The sequence below is a fragment of the Planomonospora sp. ID91781 genome (assembly GCF_015711595.1).
GTDB classification, from domain to species: domain Bacteria; phylum Actinomycetota; class Actinomycetes; order Streptosporangiales; family Streptosporangiaceae; genus Planomonospora; species Planomonospora parontospora.
In genome coordinates this window covers 1,645,651-1,666,190 of record NZ_JABTEY010000001.1, presented here as the reverse complement: position 1 = coordinate 1,666,190, position 20,540 = coordinate 1,645,651, and the positions used below count along the sequence as shown (strand labels likewise).

Sequence of the window (20,540 nt, the reverse complement as noted above, 5' to 3'; positions counted from 1 at the left end):
GCTGGACGCCGCCCCGGCCGCCGGTGTCTTCTCGGGCCTGCCGCCCCGGCGTAGCGTCGGAGGCATCCGCGTCCGAGGAGGTCACGATGACGACCGATTACGCCAAGGCACGTGCGGTGGCCGAGCAGGCCCGCGAGAAGGAGTGGACCCGGCCCAGCTTCGGCAGGCAGCTGTTCCTGGGCGACTTCCGCCTCGACCTCGTCCATCCCGCCCCGGCGCTGCCGGAGGCGGAGGTCCGCCGGGGCGAGGACTTCCTGCACGCCCTGCGCAGGTTCCTGGAGGGCAAGGTCGACCCCGCGCTGATCGAGCGGACCGCGCAGGTGCCCGACGAGGTCGTCAAGGGCCTGGCCGAACTCGGCGCCTTCGGCATCACCATCAAGCGGGAGTACGGCGGGCTGGGCCTGCCGTACCTCTACTACGGCCGCGCCCTGATGCTCACCGGCTCGTACTGCCCGGCGCTGGGCACGCTGCTCTCCGCGCACCAGTCGATCGGGGTGCCGCAGCCGCTGAAGCTGTTCGGCAGCGAGGAGCAGAAGCGCGCCTTCCTGCCCCGGTGCGCCAAGGGTGAGATCTCCGCCTTCCTGCTGACCGAGCCCGACGTCGGCTCCGACCCCGCGCGGCTGGCGACCACCGCGGTCCGGGACGGCGACGACTACGTGATCGACGGCGTGAAGCTCTGGACCACCAACGGCGTCGTGGCCGACCTGCTGGTGGTGATGGCCCGCACCGGGTCGAAGATCTCCGCCTTCGTCGTGGAGGCCGACAGCCCCGGGATCACCGTCGAGCGGCGCAACTCCTTCATGGGCCTGCGCGGCATCGAGAACGGCGTCACCCGGTTCCACCGGGTCCGCGTCCCCGCCGCCAACCTGATCGGACGCGAGGGCCAGGGCCTGAAGATCGCCCTGACCACGCTGAACACGGGGCGGCTCTCGCTCCCCGCCGCCTGCGCGGGCAACGCCAAGTGGGCGCTGAAGATCGCCCGGGAGTGGGCCGCCGAGCGCGTCCAGTGGGGGCGCCCGATCGGCGAGCACGAGGCGGTCGCGGGCAAGCTCGCCTTCATCGCCGGCACGGCCTACGCCCTGGAGGCGGTGATGGACCTGACCTGCCGGCTGGCCGACGACGAGAGCAACGACATCAGGATCGAGGCCGCGCTCGCCAAGCTGTACGCCTCGGAGATGGTCTGGAAGGTCGCCGACGAGCTGGTCCAGCTGCGCGGCGGGCGGGGGTACGAGACCGCGGAGTCGCTGGCCGCCCGGGGCGAGCGCGGGGTCCCGGCCGAGCAGCTCCTGCGGGACGTCCGGATCAACAGGATCTTCGAAGGCAGCACCGAGATCATGCACCTGCTGATCGCCCGGGAGGCGGTGGACGCGCACCTGTCGGTGGCGGGCGAGCTGGTCGACCCCGCCGCGGCGCCGCGCGACCGGGCCCGCGCCGCCGCCCGCGCCGGCGGGTTCTACGCCCGCTGGCTGCCCACCCTGGTCGCGGGTGCGGGGAACCGGCCCGGCTCCTACGCGGAGTTCGGCCCCCTCGCGGCGCACCTGCGCTACGTCGAGCGGACCGGCCGCAGGCTCGCCCGCTCCACCTTCTACGGCATGTCCCGCTGGCAGGGCGGGCTGGAGCACCGGCAGGGGTTCCTGGGCCGGATCGTGGACATCGGCGCCGAGCTGTTCGCGATGACCGCGGTCTGCGTGCGGGCCCGCGAGGAGGAGGCCGAGCTGGGCCGGCGCCCCGCGGAGCTGGCCGACACCTTCTGCCGCCAGGCGCGGCTGCGCGCCGAGGCGCTCTTCGACCGCCTCTGGGACAACACCGACTCCGGTGACGTACGGCTGGCGAAGCACCTGTTGAGGGGCCGCTACGCGTTCGCGGAGGAGGGCATCCTGGACGCCTCCGTCGACGGGCCCTGGATCTCCCCGTCAGAACCCGGCGCCTCGGCCGCCGAGAACCTCCGCCGGCCGGTCCACTGACCCTCGGCCGTCCCCTGCCCGGCCGGTGCACTGTCCCCCGGCCGCCCTCCGCCCGGCCGGTGTACTGACCCCCGGCCGGCGGAGGACGCCGGCCCGTTGATCCCGGCTGCCTCGCCGCCGTCCCGTGACGCCGGTGCCGGTTCCGGAACCGGTGCCGGTGCCGGTGCCGGTGCCGGTGCCGGTGCCGGTCCGGCGGCCACCGCGACATGCGCCCGGAATCGATGGAAACAAACCGAAATTAAATGGCTTGCACCGACCCGATCCGGGCGCGTACCGTCATCGTCATGTGGATTTTCTCCTAGAAGCCGGCATCGATCAGCCATCGGCTGATCCGCCCGCACTCAGCCCTCTGGCCCCGTAGTCCTGACGCGGCAGCTGAGTTTCCGGCACGGCCCTTCGCGGCGCCGCGTCGTCACCGTCTTCGAAGGAGAGTCCATATGCGAATTCGCGCAGCCGCAAAGCGTTCCGGAAAGACCCGGACCCGCACTCCGCTCCCCGAGCGGACCCTGCCCTCCATGCCGCCAGTGCCCCGGCAGATGCCCAGACCGCACCTGCCGGTGAGGCCGACCCAGCAGCCGCGCCGGATCCCCGGCAAGGGCGGCCGCTGAAGGGAAGGCGCCGCGGTCCCTCCCACTAGGGGACCGCGGCGCCTTCCGCCTTCCGTCTCCGCCCGCGCCGTAAGGCGCGCGGCGCGGGCGCGTCCGCCCTACAGGCGCTCGACGATGGTGACGTTGGCCTGGCCGCCGCCCTCGCACATCGTCTGCAGGCCGTACCGGCCGCCGGTGCGCTCCAGTTCGTGGAGCAGCTTGGTCATCAGGATCGCGCCGGTGCCGCCGAGCGGGTGGCCCAGGGCGATCGCGCCGCCGTTCGGGTTGACCTTGGCCGGGTCGGCCCCGATCTCCTTGAGCCAGGCCAGCGGGACCGGGGCGAACGCCTCGTTGATCTCGGTGACGTCGATGTCGTCGATGGACAGGCCCGACCGCTTCAGCGCCTTGCGCGTGGCGGGGATGGGCGCGGTCAGCATGTAGACCGGGTCGTCTCCGGCGAGCGTCAGGGTGACGATGCGGGCGCGCGGGGTCAGGCCGTGGTCGCGGACCGCCTGCTCGGATGCGATCAGCAGCGCGCCGGAGCCGTCGGAGACCTGCGAGGAGGTGGCCGCGGTGATCCGGCCGCCCTCCTTCAGGGTCTTCAGGCCCGCCATCTTCTCCAGGGTGGTGTCGGGGCGGGGGCCCTCATCGTCCTCGACGCCGTTGACCGGGGCGATCTGGTCCCTGAAGTAGCCGTTCGCGACGGCCTTGGCCGCCCGCTGGTGGCTCTCGTAGGCGTACCGCTCCAGCTCCTCGCGCGACAGGTCCCACTTCTCGCACATCAGCTCCGCGCCGCGGAACTGGGAGATCTCCTGCTTGCCGTACCGCTCGACCCAGCCGTCGCCGAACGGGAAGGGCATGCCCTTCTCCAGCGCGGCGGTGATGCTCGCCCCCATGGGGACGATGCTCATCGACTCCACCCCGGCGGCGACCACGAGGTCCTGGGTGCCGGAGAGCACGCCCTGGGCCGCGAAGTGGATCGACTGCTGGGAGGAGCCGCACTGGCGGTCGATGGTGACGCCGGGGACGCTCTCCGGCAGGCCCGCCGAGAGCCACGCGTTACGGGCGATGTCCATGCTCTGCGGGCCGAACTGCATCACGCAGCCCATGATCACGTCCTCGACCGCGGACGGGTCGACGCCCGTGCGGTCGATCAGCGCCTTGAGGGTGTGCGCGGCCAGGTCGGTGGGGTGGACGGCGGACAGCCCGCCCTTCTTCTTGCCGACCGGGGTACGGACCGCCCCCACGATGTACGCCTCTGCCACAGTGCCTCCTGGGTCCCGTCCCGATGAAACCGAGCATCATTCTGTCAGTAGGAGGTTACCTCAGAACCTCCGCCCGCGCCCTCCCGAGGATTCCAGGGGGGCGGGCCCGAAAACGGGGAAGGGCTCCCGCCCGAGCCGGGGCGGGAGCCCGGTGCGGGCTCGCGCGGCGGTGCCGGGCCCTCGTGCTGTCACGCCGGGCCCGGCGCGTGCGGACGCCGTACCGGGTACGGCGGGCCCGGTACGGCGTCCGCACGGGTTCAGCGCACGTAGACGTTGGGCCGGGGCGGAGCCGCCATGCCGTCGCCGATGAAGAAGCCCGGGTGCGGCGGCTGGTTGTAGGCGGTGTTCTGCCAGGCGATCGCGGTGCGGTACTGCGGGTCGTGCATCAGGGTGTGGATGCGCCGGTCGGTCTGGTGCGGGGTGCTGTAGATGCGCAGGGCCCGGTTGTCGGCGGTGGGCCAGACGACCTCCTCCCGCCAGTCGCCGAACAGGTCGGCCGTCAGCGAGGGGGTGGCCTTGGTGCCGTTGTTGGAGTGCACCCCGGAGGCGGTCAGCAGCCGGGTCTCCCCGCTCGTGCCGTACTTGTCGATCCGGGTCTGGTCGACCAGCTCGCGGACCGGGTCGCCGTCCCACCAGGCCAGGAAGTTGATCGAGGACGGTTCGCGGCCCAGGGAGGCGCCGCCGGTGCTGCGCAGCGTGGTGTCGGCGGCCGACCACGATTCGGCCCCCGGGCTGCCGGCCCAGATGTCGGCCGAGACGCCGCGGCCGTTGTCGGTGCCGGAGGCGGTGGACCACAGCACCTGTCCGGTGCGGGCGTCGGCGAACCACGAGCCGGGCTTGGACTTGTCCTCGCTCACCTTGAAGTACTCCAGGCCGGGCCGGGCGGGGTTCAGATCGCCCAGATGCCCCGCGTCGCCGTGGCCGTGGCGGGTGTTCCACAGCCCGGTGCCGTTGTCGTCGACGGCCATGGCGCCGAAGACGATCTCCTGCCTGCCGTCGGCGTCCACGTCGGCGATCGTCAGGCTGTGGTTGCCCTGCCCCGCGTAGGCGGTGTTGGAGTTGGAGTCGAACGTCCAGCGCTTGGTCAGGGCGCCGCCCCGGAAGTCCCAGGCGGCGATCACCGTCCGGGTGTAGTAGCCGCGCGACATGATCAGGGACGGGCGCTGCCCGTCGAGATAGGCGGTGCCGGCCAGGAAGCGGTCCACCCGGTTGCCGTAGGAGTCGCCCCAGGAGGAGACGGTCCCGCGCGGCGGATCGTAGTTCACCGTGGACATCGCCGCGCCGCTCTGCCCGTTGAACATGGTCAGGTACTCGGGCCCGGACAGCACGTAGCCGGAAGAGTTGCGGTGGTCGGCCGAGGCCGAGCCGATGACCGCGCCCCGGCCGTCGCGGGTGCCGTCGGCGGTCTTGGCGGCCACCTCGGCGCGGCCGTCGCCGTCGTAGTCGTAGACCTGGAACTGGGTGTAGTGCGCGCCCGCGCGGATGTTGCGGCCCAGGTCGACGCGCCAGAGCCGGGTGCCGTCCAGCCGGTAGGCGTCGAGGTGGACGTTGCCGGTGTAGCCGGACTGGGAGTTGTCCTTGGCGTTGGACGGGTCCCACTTCAGGACGATCTCGTACTGCCCGTCGCCGTCCAGGTCGCCGACCGAGGCGTCGTTGGCCGCGTAGGTGTACGCGACGCCGTCGGGGGTGGTGCCGCCGGCCGGCGGGGAGATCGGCACGTCCAGGTAACCGTTCGCCAGGCGCAACGACGCCGGCGAGGCGGCCTGCTCGGTGCCGTTCACCACGGCCCGCACGGTGTAGGAGGCGTCGACCGGGGCTCCGGAGTCCAGGTGGTTGGTGGAGCCGGTGATGGGCGCGGAGTTGACCTTGGTGCCGTTGCGGTAGAGGTTGAAGCCGGTCGTGGCGGCCTCGGTGCCCAGCAGCCGCCAGGACACCAGGTTGGCGCCGCCGGAGCGCACGCTGATCACACCGCGGTCCAGGTCCTCGGCCTGCTTCGCGCCCGCGGGGATCGCGGTCGGGGTGACCGTGGGCGTGGCCGTCGGAGTCGCCGTCGGGGTGACCGTGGGCGTGGCCGTCGGGGTCGCCGTCGGGGTCGCCGTGGGCGTGGCGGTGCCGGTGCAGGCGGTGCCGTTGAGTTCGAACGCGGCCGGAACGGGGTTGGCGGAGCCGTCCCACGTCCCGTTGAAGCCGAAGGCGACCGTGGCGCCGGTGGCGACGGCCGCGTTGTACCCCGCGTCCCGGACGCTCACCTTGGCGCCGTCCTGCGCCGCCGTCGCGTTCCACGCCTGGGTGATCCGCTGCCCCGCGCCGAAGGCCCAGGTGAGCGTCCAGCCGTCGACCGGGTCGCCCAGGTTGGTGATCCTGACGTCGCCGGTGAACCCGCCCTGCCACTGGCCGGACACCGCGTACTCCACCCGGCAGCCCGCGGCGGCCTGCGCCGCCGCGTTCCAGCCGCCGAGCACCGAGCCCGCCGCCAGGACGGCCGCCACCGCCGCCGCTCCCCGGCGCGGCCGGGGCACCGACTGTTTAAAACGTTTCATTTCCAGCTCCGATCCGAACCCTCGAGGAACAGGTTGAGGAGGTTCGCCGACCACCGCGTCCGAGCCGCGCCGGCACCCGGTACGGCCGCCGGAGGGATCGCGGGACCCGATCCGCACGGCCGTTCGCGGGGTTCCGGGATCCCTGAGGAATACGCTTTCCCGGAACCTAGAAGGTAGGACGTGCGGTGCAGCGCGTCAACCAGGGCGAATGCCGGTCATCCCGCCACCGCGCACCGGGCGGGGAACGTGTCAGGTCAGCGTCCCCGGCGCCGCGGAAGCCCCCCTCGCCGTCCGCCGGAGCCGGCTGAAACTTTCAACCGCACGGCCCGCGGTTCAGGAGGGCCGATTCAGCACGATGTAGCCATCCCTCTCGAAGACCGGGCGGTAACCGCTGCGCAGGGCCTCGTCGACCCGCTGCCGCTGGAGCTCGTGGGCGCCGAACGGGAAGGACCAGCGGTCCACGTCGGCCACGATCCACGGCGCGTCCCGGGCCACGGGCCCCCAGAGCAGCACGGTCGTCCGCGAGGTGAGCGCGGGTCCGACGTGGTTGACCGCCTCGACGACCACCCCGTCCGGCACCGCGGCCACCGCCTCCCGGGCCGCCGCGACGTGCGGGTCGCCCTCGTAGAAGGACCACTCGACCAGGTTGCCGAGCGCGAAGCGCGGGATCAGCGTGATGGCGATCACACAGACGCCGACCGCCCAGTAACGCCCCGCCTCACGCCGCGTGTCCCGGCCTGCGCCCCCGGGGCCCGCGTCCCGGCCTGCGCCCGCGCCCGCGCTCTCCGTCCGGTCCGGACTCCCCACCGTGTCCGGTCCCCGCTCCGCGCGCCGGTTCCGCAGGCGCCGCCCCAGCCGGTCCACGCCGTCCACCCCCGCGCACAGCAGGGTCGCCACGATGAAGGCGTTGTAGTGGTGGTCCGGTCCCCACCACTGCGGCCGGTCGCCCAGGAAGCGCTCGGCGATCATCGGGAGCGCCATCAGGGTGAGCGGTGAGAACAGCGCGGTCAGCAGCACCGGCCAGAAGAGGAAGGCCAGCGTGTCGACCTTGATCTCCGGGCTGACGAACTGCCACAGCGCCCCCAGCGGGTCGCGTGCGAGCCCGGCCGCGGCCTCGCCCACGGTCGCCCCCCACCGGCCGTAGGCCCAGTGGAAGCCCGTCTCGCCCGCTCCCGCCAGCGGCATCAGGACACCGCGGATCGTCACCAGCGCCGCGAGCGCGAGCAGGACGAACGCGGTCCCCTCCAGCCTGCGCCGCGTGACGAGCAGGTAGACGCCGAAACCCGCGACGAGCAGGCCCATGTCCTCCTTGACCAGCAGCAGGCCCAGCGCGGCCAGGACCGCCACACCCCGGCGGCCCGCGTCGAAGCGCTCGATCATGATCGCGCTCAGCAGCGGGACGAACGCCACCTCGTGGAAGTCGAACCCGGCGGTCTGCGCGACCGGCCACGACACCGCGTAGGCCACGGCGACCAGGTGGGCGGGGACCGGGCCGAGGCGGCGCGCGGCGTAGTGCCAGACCGGGACCGCGGCCAGTGCGAGCAGTACGGCCTGGGCGACGATCAGGGTCTGCGGCCCGTCGTGGATCCAGTACAGCGGGGCCAGCACGGCGAGGATCGGCGAGAAGTGATCGGCGAGCTGGAGGAAGTCCATGCCCAGGCCGTAGTTCACGCCCACCGCGGGCGCCGCCGGAGGACCGAAGCCCGCGTATCCGCGCACGGCCTGGTCGAAGATGACCAGGTCGAAGATGCTCGCCCGGAAGGTGGCCAGCTTGACCAGCCCGAGCACGGCGTAGGCGCAGGCGGCCAGCAGCACCGTCGCGCCCAGCGCCAGCGGGTGCGCCCGCCGTCGCAGGAACCCGTCGGCACGCCCCACGAATCCGGCGGCCGGTTCCGTCTCCTCCGCTCCGGTTCTCCCGGGCCCGGGGCTGGTGTCCGCGCTCATGTCCGGCGGGTGCCCGTCATCGTCGCGTAGGCGATCACGTTGTCGGTGTAGTGGCCCGTCGCGTGGTTGTAGGTCCCGCCGCAGGTGATCAGGTGGAGCTGCGGCACGGCCGACTCGCCGTACACCCGCTGCGTCGGGAAGACCGACTTCTCCGCCTGCTCCAGCCCGCCCACGGTGAACACCGCGATCAGGCCGTCCTGACGGTGCACCTCGATGACGTCGCCGTTGCGGATCTCGTGGAGGCGGCTGAACACCGCGCTCCCCCTCCGGGTGTCCTTGTGCCCCAGCATGATCGACGGGCCCGCCTCCCCGGCCGTGGGGCCCGAACGGTACCAGCCGACGAGGTTGGGGTCGCCCACCGGCGGCACCTCGATCGCCCCCCGCCGGTCGAGCCCGACGGACTTGATCGGCGCGTTGACGCCGAGCTTCGGGATGACCAGGCGGACCGGGGTCGAGGGCTGCAGCGGCGGGGCCGCCGGCAGGCTCGGCTGCGGCGGCGGCGCCGTCGGAGCCGCCTGGAAGTACTGCTCCGCCCCGGCCGCGCTCGGCTGCACCCGCGGCGGCAGGGTGGTCCGCTGGTCGGCGAGGCCGTACTGCTCGGGTGCGGAGACCATGAGGATCATCCCCACGAGCACCGTGACCACCCCGGCGATCCCGGCGAGGATCAGCACCGACCGCAGCACCCGGCCTCCGGCGGGGTCGACGTACGGCTCGCCGTACCCGGGCGGGAGGCCCGGCTCGACGTACCCGGGCGGAAGGTGCCCCGCCTGGCCGTACCCGGACGGCGGGTGGCCCGTCCGGCCGTACCCGGGCGGGACGTGACCCGGCCGGGGGTGCCCGTACGGCTGCGCGGGCCGTCGCGGTCCCCCACCGGGCGGGACGGGCCCCGGCCGCCGGCCGTCCGGAGTGGGCGTGGTCATCCGGCCACCCCGGTCAGCCCCGCTGCGCGGTACGGCGCCGCAGCACCAGCCCGCCGGCTCCGGCCGCCGCGACCAGCAGCGCGCCGCTCAGCATGATCATGCGGGCGTCCGGACCGGCCTCGCCGCCGCCGCCCGTGGACGCCGCGCCCTCGGGCGTCTCCTCGATCTGCCGTGTCTTGGGGCTCTTGATGGTCTTGGTGCTCTCCGTGGCCTCCGGCGTGATGGTGGCGGTGACGGTGATCGTCGGCTTCGGGGTCGTGGTGGTGGGGGTGGCGGTCGGCGTCGGAGTGCCGGTCCCCGTGCCCGTGCCGGCGCCCGACGGCTGCACCGTGATCAGCAGACCGGCGGCGGTGACCTCGGCCGGGGACGCGGGTGTGCAGTCGTACAGGTCGCCGAGGGTGCCGGTGCCGCTGGCCGGGCCCACCGCCAGGATGAAGGAGCTGGGCTGGATGCCGATGACGCCGGTGGCGGTCGGCACCACTGTGATGAGCACGGGAGGGGCCGTCAGCGGGTTGCCCTGGGCCACCGCGCCGGGGGCGGCCGAGACCGTGGCGAAGGCGGTCGAGGTCTGCGTGGGCAGCGGCGAGCCCGTGACCAGTGCCTCCGCCTCGACCACGAGGCGCTCGGTGGCGGCGATGGCCGAAGGGGCGAGCAGGCTCGGTCCCGGAGGGGAGGGCTGGCCGATCTTCCAGGTGGCCACGACCGTGGAGTTCGGCGTCGGCGCCAGCGGGCCGGTCAGGTCCATCTGGAACTTGTAGGGGCTGGGGGCGGCGCCCGCGACCTGCGACTCGCAGTTGTAGGTGACCGCCTTGGGGGCCGCCGTCATCGACGCGATCGCCGGGACCGCTCCGAAGAGGACACCTGCGCCCGCTGCGCAGATGGCGGCCGTCTTGGCCACGACGCGCCTGCGCGTCTTGGACTTCAGCACGGTCTCTCCCGGTTGGGTGCGGTTGCGCGGTGGGAGGGGGTGGCTGCTCGGCATTCCCACCGATGGTCAAGTCTTGTCACAGATCTTATGGAGACCGGACAGCGACTGGGAACATCTCGGCAAAACGGGCACAAATTCCCTACCGCCCCAGACCTATGCCCTCTTGTCCGGACGACCCTCAAGCCGGAAAACGGACGCCTTCTCTGTAACCAAACACAACCGCAGTAGTTACTAGTACACTAGTTATAATTACACTTACATATCAGGAGAACAAGCATGATCCGGAAGCCTGATCGGGTCTTCAACCGTGACGGCGAGTGGGCGGAGTTGGCCGCCTTCGCGGAGTCGACGAGTCCGCATGTCCGGCTCGGCGTGATCAGCGGCAGACGACGCCAGGGGAAGACCTATCTCCTGGAGGCCCTGGCCGAGGCGACGGGGGGCTTCTACTTCACCGCGCAGGAGGCGACCTCGTCGGACTCCCTGCGCGAGTTCGGAGCGGCACTGGCCGACCACTCCGGCGGACGCGCGCCGTACGCACTGGGGAGTTGGGACGACGCGCTCCGCGCACTCTACGAGACCGTGCCCCGGGGACTCGTCGTCATCGACGAGTTCCCCTACCTCATCAGAGCCCACGGACCGATCCCTTCGCTGGTGCAGCGAGCTCTCGACCCGCGCGGCTGGGCTCATCAGGGCAGCGAGACCCGGCTGCTCCTGTGCGGCTCAGCCATGTCCGTGATGGGAAAACTGCTCGCGGGAAACGCTCCGCTCCGCGGCAGAGCCGCGCTGGAGCTGGTGGTCAGGCCCTTCGACTACCGTACGGCAGCGCGATTCTGGGGCATCGACGATCCGCGACTCGCCGTCCTGGTCCACGCCGTGGTGGGCGGCACGCCCGCATACCGGCACGCGTTCGTCCGTGAGGACGTCCCCGCGGGCCTGGCCGACTTCGACGACTGGATCATCCGGACCGTGCTCAATCCGAGCGTGCCCCTGTTCCGGGAGGCACGCTACCTCCTGGCAGAGGAGACCGACATCAGGGAGCCGGCGCTCTACAACTCCGTCCTGGGCGCCATAGCCGCGGGCAACACGACCAGAGGCGGCATCGCCGGTCACATCGGCCGGAAGGCCACCGAGATCCTGCACCCGCTCAACGTGCTGGAGGACGCCGGACTGATCACGCGCCAGTCGGATCCGTTCCACGGAAGACGCTCCAGCTTCCGCATAGCCGAGCCGCTGATCGCCTTCTACGAGGCGGTGATGCGCAGGGAGTGGACCCGGCTGGAGCGGGGGAACCGCGTCGCCGCCTGGGGCAACTCCCAGGCCACCTTCCTGGCACAGGTCGTGGGGCCGCACTTCGAGTGGCTGTGTCGTGAGTGGGCGATGGACGCCGGCCCCGAGGTCTTCGGCGAACTGCCCGGGGAGGTCGCCGAAGGGGTGGTCGCCGACCCGGTCAACCGCACGCAGATCCAGGTCGACGTCGCGGTGCTGTCCTCGGCGCTGCCCGGAGAGAGACGCCGGATCCTCTCCCTCGGCGAGGCCAAGTGGGACAAGCCGATGGGGATGCGCCATCTCGACCGCCTCCGGCGGGCACGCGACCTGCTGAGCGTCAAGGGCTACGACACCTCCGCCACCATCCTGGCCTGCTACGGCGGCGCCGAGTTCGACGCCGACCTCCGCGCCGCCGCCGCGGACCCCCGAATCCTCCTGGTGGACCTGGCCACGCTGTACGGCTGACTCCTCACCAGGAACCGGCACGTGCCCAGAGCGGCAAGGCCCTGAGGCGCTTTCCGAAGCAGGGCCGGCCTGGCGTGAGACGTGCAGCGTCTCGTCACGGGGTGAACGCCCGGGTCAGCGTGAGGACGCCTTGCCCGTGGCGGAGAGGGTCGCGTAGACGATGATGTTGTCGGTGTAGTGGCCGGTCCTCTGGTTGAGGACGCCGCCGCAGGTGATCAGGCGGAGGGTGGCCTCGCCGGTGTTGCCGTAGACCCGCTTCGACGGGAACGCCTGCTTGCTGACCTGCTCGACCCCGTCGACGGTGAACTCGGCCACGGCCCCGTCCGAACGCGACACCTTGATCTTGTCTCCGCGCCTGAGCTCCTTGAGGCGGACGAAGACCCCGGCCTTGCCGTTGCCGTTGACGTGGCCGAGGACGACCGAGGGTCCCTGCTGCCCGGGGACGGGACCGTGCCTGTACCAGCCCGCCAGGTGGAGCCTGTTCAGCGGAGGGGTCTGGACCCGCTGCTTCTTGTCGACCCCGAGCGTCATCAGCGACGACAGCACGCCGATCTTCGGGATGGCGATCCTGCGCGGGGTCACCCCCTCGCTCCTGAGCGGCTCGGGCGGCATCACGACGGGCAGCGGCGGCGCGGCCGTGGGCGCGGCGGCCGTCAGCGGGACCTCCAGTCCGCCCGGACCCACCTCCGCGGGCGCCCCGGCCGCGCCCTGGTCCTGCGGCTGGACGGGCGGCGGCTGGTTCTGCGCCGCCGCCTGGGGCACCGGAGGCCCGTACATCTCCTCCTCGGAGAGCGGGGCCAGGTAGGTGAGCAGCCCGGCCATGACCACTCCCACCCCAGCCAGCGACCCGGCGACCAGGAGAGCAGGCAGCAGCCACTTCCGGCCCCCGCCGGGCGCGGGTGCGCCCCTCGGATGGGCGGAGCTGTCACCCGGGTAGCCGGAGCCGTCATTCGGAAGAGGCCCGGACCCCTCCTGCGGCGGCTCCGGGTACATTCCGGCGTTCATGCCTACTCCCCGCTCCGCGCGTGCCCCGCACGGCGCCGGACGAGTGCCACGCCGCCCAGCATGCCGCCGAGGACCATGGCCGACCCGGCTCCGACGAGGCCCAGCCCGGAACGCTCACCGGGCCCTCCGCCCGTGTCCGCGCCGCCCTGGGGCGTCACCACGACCTGGGGGGTGGTGGGCGTCGCCCGCGTGGGCGTGACGGTCACGGTGGCGGTGACGGTCGGCTTGGGCGTGGTCGTGACGGTCTTGGTCGCGGTGGGCGAGGCGGACTTGCTGGTCTGCCCCTGGGGTGACGGAGTCGTGGGGCATACCGGAATGGGCGTAGGCGTGCGCGAAAGAGTCGGCGTCGGCTTAGGCGTGTGCGAAAGAGTCGGCGTCGGCGTCTGGGAGGGTGGAGCCCAAGGCGTGCACGAGGGCGTCACGGGCGGGAAGGTCACCGTGGGCGTGACGGAGATCGTCGGCGTCACTGAGGTCGTCGGAGTGACGGACGTCGTCGGAGTGACGGACGTCGTCGGAGTGGACGTGACGGTGCCCGTCGGGTCGGGCGAGGGCGATCCGCCCGCGCCTCCGATGGTGACGTCCACCGACACCGGCGCGCTGTCGAGCGTGCAGACGGTCCTGTACTCGTCCGGCGGGTTCACCAGCTCTCTCGTGATCACCCGGAAGGCGTCGAGGGTCGCCTCCTTGCCCTCGTCCAGGTTCGTGACCTCGATGGTGTGCTGGCCGTAGGCGAGACCGCGGAACCTCCAGAGCGTCAGCCCGCCCCTGTCGTCGTCGTTCGAAGGCGTGCCGTTGGGCAGCTTCGAGGCGTCCACATAGGCGGGCGTGGCGTCCTGGCCGTTGATCTTGAATCCGACCCGCCCGGCGTCACTGTCACGCCGGGCGACGTACTCGATCCCGGTCCCGGTGAAGGTGAAGGTGGCCTTCGCCCCCGCCGCCGTGGTGCGGTGGACGTCGTGGTGGTGGTCGTTGTTGTTCTCCGGCTGGTCGTCGAGGCTCGCCCAGTCGCCGTCGTACTTCACATCCGGATGGTCGTCGTTGACCATGGCCTCACCAGCGGGCGGGGTGAAGTCCACGACCAGCCTCTGGGGCGTCACCTTGACCTTCGCCGCCTGGGTGGTGTGAGCGGCATCGGAGATCCCCTCGGGAAGCCTCAGAATGGTGCCTGGTTGGAGCTGGTTCGGCTGCTCCACGCTTCCTTTCGGCTGGAGGACGCCCTGCCAACCGCCGGAGAGCTGCACGTTTCCGGTGACCGAGACCTTGCCGCCCGGGGCGAAGTAGGCCGGTGAGCCGAACCTGGCCGGGAACTGGTTCCGGTAGCCGAGGGCCCAGCCGATGCTGAGAGGCTCGCCGACCGAGAGTGTCGTGGGAATCGACACCTTGGTCCGCAGGCTTACCGGGCCGCTCTGTGTGAGGCCCCCGGTGCACGTGTAGTCGACCACAAGCTCGGCGTTGTTGGCCGCGGCCGTACCGGACGACAGCACGACCAGCGCGCCGCTCAGCAATCCCAGCATCGGGACCGCAACCGCCGTACGGAGCCCTGTCGTCCACCGCGCCACTGGTCACTCCGCTCGTAAAACCTGGACACAGAAATGGTCATTTCATCACAACCGGTCCGGATCGTACTGGTATGCGGCAGCACCCCGCAGGGGGTTCGGCGGGACTCCCAGGGCACTGTGGCGCAGTTGTGATCTCGCGAACGTTCCAAGCGGGGAACCCGGCACCCCCGACCACCTGTACCTCCTGGTAACAGAATCGTATTCTGTTACGCGGAGACCCTAAGGAGGCAGTCCATGCAGCGAGACCTCTTCGAGGAGGAGCACGATCTCTTCCGGGAGACCGTGCGCGAGTTCCTGGCCCGGGAGGTCGTGCCGCACCACGACCGGTGGGAGAAGGACGGCATCGTCCCCCGCGAGGTGTGGAAGAAGGCCGGCGAGGTCGGGATGTTCGGCTTCGGGGTGCCGGAGGAGTTCGGCGGGGCGGGGATCAAGGACTTCCGCTACAACGCGGTGATCGTCGAGGAGATCATCAGGGTCGGCGCGTCCGGCCTCGGCTTCTCCCTCCACAACGACGTCATGGCCCCGTACTTCGTCGACCTGACGAACGACGAGCAGAAGGCCCGCTGGCTGCCCGGGTTCGCGAGCGGCGAGCTGATCACCGCCGTCGCGATGACCGAGCCGGGGGCCGGGAGCGACCTGCAGGGCGTGCGGACCACCGCCGTTCGCGAGGGCGACCACTACGTCCTCAACGGCTCCAAGACCTTCATCACCAACGGCATCAACTCCGATCTGGTGGTGACCGTCGCCAAGACCGACCCGGCCGCGGGCGCCCGGGGCATCTCGCTGCTGGTCGTGGAGCGCGGCATGGAGGGCTTCACCCGGGGCCGCAACCTGGACAAGATCGGCATGCACGCCCAGGACACCGCCGAGCTGTCCTTCGAGGGCGTCCGCGTCCCCGCCGCCAACCTGCTCGGCGACCAGGAGGGCCAGGGCTTCTTCCAGCTCATGGGCAACCTGCCGCAGGAGCGCCTGTCGATCGCCGTCGCGGCGGTGGCCGCCGCCGAGACCGTGCTCAAGGCGACCATCGACTACTGCAGGAACCGCCAGGCCTTCGGGCGCAGCATCGGCACCTTCCAGAACACCCGGTTCGTGCTGGCCGAGCTGGACACCGAGGTCGAGATCGCCCGGCACTACCTGGACAAGTGCATCCTCGCCCTCAACGCGGGGCGGCTCACCGTCGTGGACGCCGCCAAGGCCAAGTGGTGGACCACCGAGCTGCAGACCAAGGTCATCGACCGCTGCCTCCAGCTGCACGGCGGCTACGGCTACATGATGGAGTATCCCGTCGCCAAGGCCTGGATCGACAGCCGGGTCCAGACGATCTACGGCGGGACCACCGAGATCATGAAGGAGATCATCGGCCGCTCCTTCGGGTTCTGACCGCCGCCCGCCGCCGATCGCTCCTGAGACCGCCGTCCGCCGCCGATCGCCCCTGGTGGCTTCTGTCCACGGACGCCGTCCGCCGATCACGCCCGCACAACGATCACGCCCGCACCCCGGGGCACCCCGGTGCGGGCGTGATCGGCGACCGCCGCGTCAGTTCCTGACGAGCTCCTCGATCTTCACGACCAGTCCGTCCTTGATCGTCACCTTGGCGTACAGCGAGACATCTCCCTTGAGCGCCTTCTTCAGCTGGTCCACGCTGCACCGGTGCGGGACCGGCCCTTCGTCGCAGATGCCGCCCTGCACGTCGAGTACCTCGGTGAACGGCACGAGCTCTGCGGTGCGGTCACCGGAGTCGTCCCCTGTGACCAGGATGGAGTCCGCCCCCTTCATGGTGACCTGGCCCAGCACGTCCTCGTCGAGGCCTCTGCCACCGGACCCCTCAGGGCTCGGCGGCGCCGAAGGCGCGGACGTCGCGTGGAACGGGGGCGACGTTTCGGTCGCCTCCCCCGACGGCTCCGGGGTGGAGCCGTCGGGGGAGGCGGCCTCCGGGGCGGATGCCGAGGCGGAGGGCGCGGATTCCGAGGCGGAGGGCGCCGCGGGGGCGGCGGACGGGTCCGAGCCGCCCTCCCCCGCACAGGCGGAGAGGCACACGGCGAACGCCGCCACCAGCAGGACACGCGTTGTCTTCGACGTTCTGTTCACGACGGCCACCCTGCCACGAACCGCCGCGCTGTACGCACCTGCCATGTCCGGGAGGCGCTCACGGAACCTCCGCATCCGGCGGTCGGAACCTCCGCATCCGGCGAACGGACGGCGCATACTGGTCAGCGAGGCTCCCCCGAGGCGGTGACGATGGACAGCGGACTGATCCTGCTGGTCTTCCTGGCGTTCCTGTTCGCCTGGGGGCTGAACCGGGTGCGCCGGGCACTGCGGCTCGGCCCTCTCGCCTACGCGGGCGTCATGATCGCGTTCGCCGTCGTGATGCTCGCCGTCTGGGGACAGACCATGCGCTGACGCGCGGTGCGCCGCACCGCGCCGGACGTCACCGGGGACGGACCACACGCCGACGCGTTCCCGGTCCGGCCGCGCTAACCGGCGGACGCCTCCAGCAGCACCCGGGCGACCAGCTCGGGGTCGTCGCTCATCGGCAGGTGACCGCAGCCCCGCAGCAGCTTCACCCGCTGCCCGGACCAGCGCGCCGCCCGTACGGCCTGCCGCCGGAGGAGCAGCCGGTCGTGCTCGCCCCAGGCGATCGTGACCGGCACTTTTGGCGGCGCCGGGGGCATCAGCCACGCGAACGAGGCAAGCATCTCGTCGAACCCCCTGGCGCCCCGCAGGGCCTCCCCCGCGGCGAGCACCGCCTCCTCGGAGAGCCTGCCCGGGTGCGCCACCATCACGCCCGTCGACAGCGCCCTCGTGACCGGGTTCCGCGCCGTCGCCTCGGCCCGCTCCGGCGGGAGGGCCAGCGCCGCCGCCCTGGTCGCGCGGAGCACCGTCTGGAGGTACAGCAGCTCGCTCCGGCTCCAGAACCCCGCCGGGGACAGCGCCGCGGCCGTGCGGACGACCCCCCGGGAGGCGAGCTCCAGCGCGACGTAGCCGCCGAGCGAGTTGCCCGCCACGTGCGGCTCGCGGACGCCGAGCATCCCGCAGAAGGACTCGACCGCGTCCGCGAGCGTCTCCGCGGTGTACGGCGTGCCGGGCGGCAGCGGCGGCGAGACGCCGAAGCCCGGGAAGTCGACGGCGATCACGTCCCGCTCGGCGGCGAGACGGTCGAGCACGGGCAGCCAACCCTGCCAGTGGTGCCCGATGCCGTGCAGCAGGATCAGGGGCGCTCCGGCCCCGCGCCGTTCGAAGGCCAGCTCCATGCAGACCACTCAAGCACCGATCGGCGGCCGAGCCCAGAGCCGCCGCCGAACTCCTCAGCCGCCCTCCGTCCGCGCCGATGGGCGATCGACGGCTCAGGGAGGAGCCGACCGACGGCTCAAGGAGGAAGCCGGTATGGAAGAGCGAACGGGCCGCCCGAAGAGGGCCCCCGTGTACAGAAGACGAGCTCTGGTGGCGGTCCCGGTGGCGCTGGCCCTCGTCGCGCCCGCGGTCCCGGCCACGGCTGCGGGGATCTTCGACGTGGCGGCGTACGGAGCGCGGCCGGGCGACGGGATCGACGACACCGCGGCCTTCAGCGCCGCCCTCGGCGCGGCCGCGGCGGCGCGGGGCGGCACGGTGCGGGTGTCCTACGGCGTCTACGACGTGCGGCCGGACCGGCTGGGAGTGGGGGCCGGGGTGACCCTGGCGGGCGCCGGTCCCGGCACCGTCCTGCGACCGGTCGACCACGGGTTCAACCTGGTCGCGGTGGGGGGCGGGGCCACCGTCAGCGGCCTCACCGTCGACGGCGACGACAAGGTGGTCCGCGGCGTCACCGTGGCGGTGGGCGCGACCGGCGTCAGGCTGACCGACATCACGGTCCGCTCCATCGCCCCACCCCGCGAGCCGGGCGCGACGGGGTACGCGGTGAACGCCACGCAGTCACCGGCCGCGATCCACGTCTCCGGGAACACCGACGGCGTGCTGCTGGACCGGGTCACCGTCGACGGGGTGCGCGCCGGTGCCACCGCCAGCCCGAACGTGCAGTTCACCGGGGCCTTCGAAGGCGCCAACCCGACCTTCGGGTGGCGGCGGCACAACGCCAACGACTATTACCTGCAGGAGACGCCGCGGCCGTCGCCGTGGGCTTGGCAGGCGGTGACCTCGCCCTCGCCGGTCCGCGCGGGGGACAAGGCGCTCCGCAGCGAGCTGCGCCGCGAGGACCGCCCGGTGTACGGAGGCAACCGCTCTGAGGTGCTCCTGGACCCCGAGCGGCCGCGCGAGGAGCACTGGTACGGCTTCAGCATCCTGCTGCCCAGGGGTGGCGACGAGGACTACGCCGCCGACCGGTCGGCCGAGGTCCTCGCCCAGTGGCACAGCAGCCCGGACGAGTGGGAGAGGAACGAGCGGATCTCTCCGCCCCTGGCGCTGTACACCGTCAACGGCACCTGGGAGATCCGGCGCCTGTGGGACCACCGGACGTGGTCCAGCAACGCGAGCATGGAGGCCGCCGGGCAGCGCGAGACCCGTTCCCTCGGCTCCTACGAGGCCGACAAGGGGCGCTGGACCGACTGGGCGTTCCATGTTCGGTGGGGATGGCTGCCGGAGCACAGGCCGCTGCTGGAGATCTACAAGAACCGGCGGCTGGTGTACCGGACGACCGGGCCGAACACGACCAACGACGTCGTCGGCAACTACTTCAAGATGGGCGTCTACAAGTGGGACTGGTCCGACGGCCGGGCGTCCGACACCACCCGCAGGGTCGTCTACCACGACGAGTACCGCGTGGACGACGCCTCCGGCAGCCTGGACGCCGTCTCCCCGCCCGTCCCGCCGCCGCCGCCCGGCGCCTGGCCGTACCCGGTCGCGCGGGGTGTGCTCGTCTCCTCCGCGCCCGGTCAGACGATCCCGCGCAACGTGACGATCCGCGCCTCGGCGTTCCGCAACGTCGGTCCGAAGGACGACGGCGACTGCGTCGTCCTCCAGGGCAACGGCGCCGCCGTCGAACCGGACGCGAACCTGGTGGTCACCGGGAACAGCTTCACGGGCTGCGCGAAGCGGGCCGTGAAGATCCAGTCCCCCGGGGCCGCGGTGACGTACAACACCGTCGACAACCCGTTCCTCGGCACCAACCCCTACGTGTTGCGGCCCGCGGGCATCGACACCACGGACATGTACGCCGGCGTCTCGGTCTACGCCTCCCGGGTGAAGGTGCACGGCAACAGGCTGAGCGGAGTCGGGAGCCACTACGCGGGCATCGACGTCAACGGGAACGGCGTTCCGCTGGAGGACGTGACCCTGACCGGGAACACGGTCGCCAACGGTGCCGCGTCCCGGATCGGCCCGTCCTCCCTCATTCGCGTGCACAGCGCGGTGACCCGGCTGGCGGTGCAGGGCAACTCGATGCAGTACGGCACCTGGGGGCTGCGCTGCGACGTGCCGCCGACGGCGCCGTCCTACAGCGGGAACACGGTCCGGGACACGGCGACGCCCTACCTCGGCTGCCTGCCGGCGCCGCAGGTCGGCTCCGCGCAGATGCTGCGCGCCGCCGGAGGCGACCCGCTGACGATCACCGGGACGGGCTTCGGCGCCACCGCGGAGGCGTTCCGCGACGCCCGGATCACCGTGACCGTCGACGGCAGATCGGTCCCGGTGACGTGGGTGGACGACACGACGCTGCGCGTCACGGCACCGCCCGGCCGACCCGGGGCGCGACCGTCGCTCGTGCTGGCACGCGGAGGGGTGGCCGCGGTGCCCGTACCGGCGCCCGGCCGGTACGCGGCGAGCGTGACCCTGCTGTCGCCGACCGCCGTACGGCTCTCCGGAGGCGTGACCGGCACCGTGTGGGGCACCGGGTTCCGCGGTTCCACCGGATGGAGGCTCGACGGTGCCGCGGTCTCGGCGCTGCCGCTGGTCGCCACGTCGGCCGAGCTCTCGGGGCTCCCGGCGGGCATCGCCGTGCTGAGCGACACCTCGGCCGTCGTCAAGCTGCCCGCGGCACCGGACGCCGACGGTGACGGCAGGCCCGATCCGGGGGCGTACACGCTGTCCTTCAGCCCCGCCGACGGCGCGCCGTACCTGCTCACCGCGGGCGTGCGGCTCGTCTACCGCTGACCCGCGGGCGCGTCCC

The 20,540-nt window shown here is 72.1% G+C and carries 14 protein-coding genes; 5 read left to right on the top strand and 9 right to left on the bottom strand.

Annotated elements, in window-relative coordinates:
* Positions 1-86 precede the first annotated feature (86 nt).
* A complete protein-coding gene (locus HS048_RS07780; RefSeq protein ID WP_196466577.1) occupies positions 87-1,964 on the top strand; it encodes an acyl-CoA dehydrogenase family protein in 1,878 nt (625 codons plus the stop codon).
* 706 nt (positions 1,965-2,670) lie between these two features.
* Here HS048_RS07780 and HS048_RS07775 read toward each other — a convergent pair.
* From HS048_RS07775 to HS048_RS07755, 5 genes are all read right to left on the bottom strand, one after another.
* A complete protein-coding gene (locus tag HS048_RS07775) occupies positions 2,671-3,816 on the bottom strand; it encodes an acetyl-CoA C-acetyltransferase (protein WP_196466576.1) in 1,146 nt (381 codons plus the stop codon).
* Between the two features lie 257 nt (positions 3,817-4,073).
* A complete protein-coding gene (locus HS048_RS07770) occupies positions 4,074-6,356 on the bottom strand; it encodes a cellulose binding domain-containing protein (protein ID WP_196466575.1) in 2,283 nt (760 codons plus the stop codon).
* A 333-nt stretch (positions 6,357-6,689) separates the two neighbouring features.
* On the bottom strand, positions 6,690-8,300 hold the full coding sequence (locus HS048_RS07765) for a DUF2079 domain-containing protein (RefSeq protein WP_196466574.1): 1,611 nt from the start codon (positions 8,298-8,300) through the stop codon (positions 6,690-6,692).
* Positions 8,297-9,220, bottom strand: a complete 924-nt coding sequence (locus tag HS048_RS07760; protein WP_068896509.1) for a class F sortase — start codon at positions 9,218-9,220, stop codon at positions 8,297-8,299. Before HS048_RS07760 ends, HS048_RS07765 begins: the two co-directional genes overlap by 4 nt.
* 13 nt (positions 9,221-9,233) lie before the next feature.
* Complete coding sequence (locus HS048_RS07755) at positions 9,234-10,148, bottom strand: hypothetical protein (RefSeq protein WP_196466573.1); 915 nt, start codon at positions 10,146-10,148, stop codon at positions 9,234-9,236.
* Between the two features lie 276 nt (positions 10,149-10,424).
* Here HS048_RS07755 and HS048_RS07750 point away from each other — a divergent pair, with 276 nt between their 5' ends.
* Positions 10,425-11,879 carry an ATP-binding protein gene (locus HS048_RS07750; RefSeq protein WP_068896507.1) on the top strand — a complete coding sequence of 485 codons (1,455 nt, stop codon included), beginning with the start codon at positions 10,425-10,427 and terminating at the stop codon, positions 11,877-11,879.
* A gap of 114 nt (positions 11,880-11,993) precedes the next feature.
* Here the strand turns inward: HS048_RS07750 and HS048_RS07745 are convergent, their stop codons facing one another.
* Together HS048_RS07745 and HS048_RS07740 are read right to left on the bottom strand one after the other, a co-directional pair.
* Positions 11,994-12,884, bottom strand: coding sequence for a class F sortase (locus HS048_RS07745; RefSeq protein ID WP_153054168.1), 891 nt, complete (start codon positions 12,882-12,884; stop codon positions 11,994-11,996).
* Positions 12,885-12,886: 2 nt separating this feature from the next.
* Entirely contained in the window at positions 12,887-14,398 is a 1,512-nt protein-coding gene (locus HS048_RS07740) for a hypothetical protein (protein ID WP_196466572.1), read from the bottom strand.
* 279 nt (positions 14,399-14,677) lie between these two features.
* Here HS048_RS07740 and HS048_RS07735 point away from each other — a divergent pair, with 279 nt between their 5' ends.
* Complete coding sequence (locus HS048_RS07735; protein ID WP_068896504.1) at positions 14,678-15,823, top strand: acyl-CoA dehydrogenase family protein; 1,146 nt, start codon at positions 14,678-14,680, stop codon at positions 15,821-15,823.
* A 156-nt stretch (positions 15,824-15,979) separates the two neighbouring features.
* On the opposite strand, the gene HS048_RS07730 is transcribed toward HS048_RS07735, so the two are convergent.
* Complete coding sequence (locus tag HS048_RS07730; RefSeq protein ID WP_196466571.1) at positions 15,980-16,531, bottom strand: hypothetical protein; 552 nt, start codon at positions 16,529-16,531, stop codon at positions 15,980-15,982.
* A gap of 150 nt (positions 16,532-16,681) precedes the next feature.
* Between HS048_RS07730 and HS048_RS07725 the strand changes: the two genes are divergently transcribed.
* Positions 16,682-16,843 carry a hypothetical protein gene (locus HS048_RS07725; RefSeq protein WP_196466570.1) on the top strand — a complete coding sequence of 54 codons (162 nt, stop codon included), beginning with the start codon at positions 16,682-16,684 and terminating at the stop codon, positions 16,841-16,843.
* A 74-nt stretch (positions 16,844-16,917) separates the two neighbouring features.
* Here HS048_RS07725 and HS048_RS07720 read toward each other — a convergent pair whose 3' ends face one another.
* On the bottom strand, positions 16,918-17,694 hold the full coding sequence (locus HS048_RS07720) for an alpha/beta fold hydrolase (RefSeq protein WP_068896502.1): 777 nt from the start codon (positions 17,692-17,694) through the stop codon (positions 16,918-16,920).
* Positions 17,695-17,863: 169 nt separating this feature from the next.
* On the opposite strand from HS048_RS07720, the gene HS048_RS07715 reads away from it, so the two are divergent.
* Positions 17,864-20,524, top strand: coding sequence for a heparin lyase I family protein (locus tag HS048_RS07715; RefSeq protein WP_196466569.1), 2,661 nt, complete (start codon positions 17,864-17,866; stop codon positions 20,522-20,524).
* Positions 20,525-20,540: the final 16 nt, after the last annotated feature.

Excerpts from the sequence above, each read along its gene's own strand:
- HS048_RS07745 (WP_153054168.1), bottom strand. The coding sequence starts at position 12,884 with ATGAACGCCGGAATGTACCCGGAGCCGCCGCAGGAGGGGTCCGGGCCT.
- HS048_RS07760 (WP_068896509.1), bottom strand. The coding sequence starts at position 9,220 with ATGACCACGCCCACTCCGGACGGCCGGCGGCCGGGGCCCGTCCCGCCC.
- HS048_RS07780 (WP_196466577.1), top strand. The coding sequence starts at position 87 with ATGACGACCGATTACGCCAAGGCACGTGCGGTGGCCGAGCAGGCCCGC.
- HS048_RS07765 (WP_196466574.1), bottom strand. The coding sequence starts at position 8,300 with ATGAGCGCGGACACCAGCCCCGGGCCCGGGAGAACCGGAGCGGAGGAG.
- HS048_RS07735 (WP_068896504.1), top strand. The coding sequence starts at position 14,678 with ATGCAGCGAGACCTCTTCGAGGAGGAGCACGATCTCTTCCGGGAGACC.
- HS048_RS07750 (WP_068896507.1), top strand. The coding sequence starts at position 10,425 with ATGATCCGGAAGCCTGATCGGGTCTTCAACCGTGACGGCGAGTGGGCG.
- HS048_RS07720 (WP_068896502.1), bottom strand. The coding sequence starts at position 17,694 with ATGGAGCTGGCCTTCGAACGGCGCGGGGCCGGAGCGCCCCTGATCCTG.
- HS048_RS07725 (WP_196466570.1), top strand. The coding sequence starts at position 16,682 with ATGGACAGCGGACTGATCCTGCTGGTCTTCCTGGCGTTCCTGTTCGCC.
- HS048_RS07770 (WP_196466575.1), bottom strand. The coding sequence starts at position 6,356 with ATGAAACGTTTTAAACAGTCGGTGCCCCGGCCGCGCCGGGGAGCGGCG.
- HS048_RS07740 (WP_196466572.1), bottom strand. The coding sequence starts at position 14,398 with ATGCTGGGATTGCTGAGCGGCGCGCTGGTCGTGCTGTCGTCCGGTACG.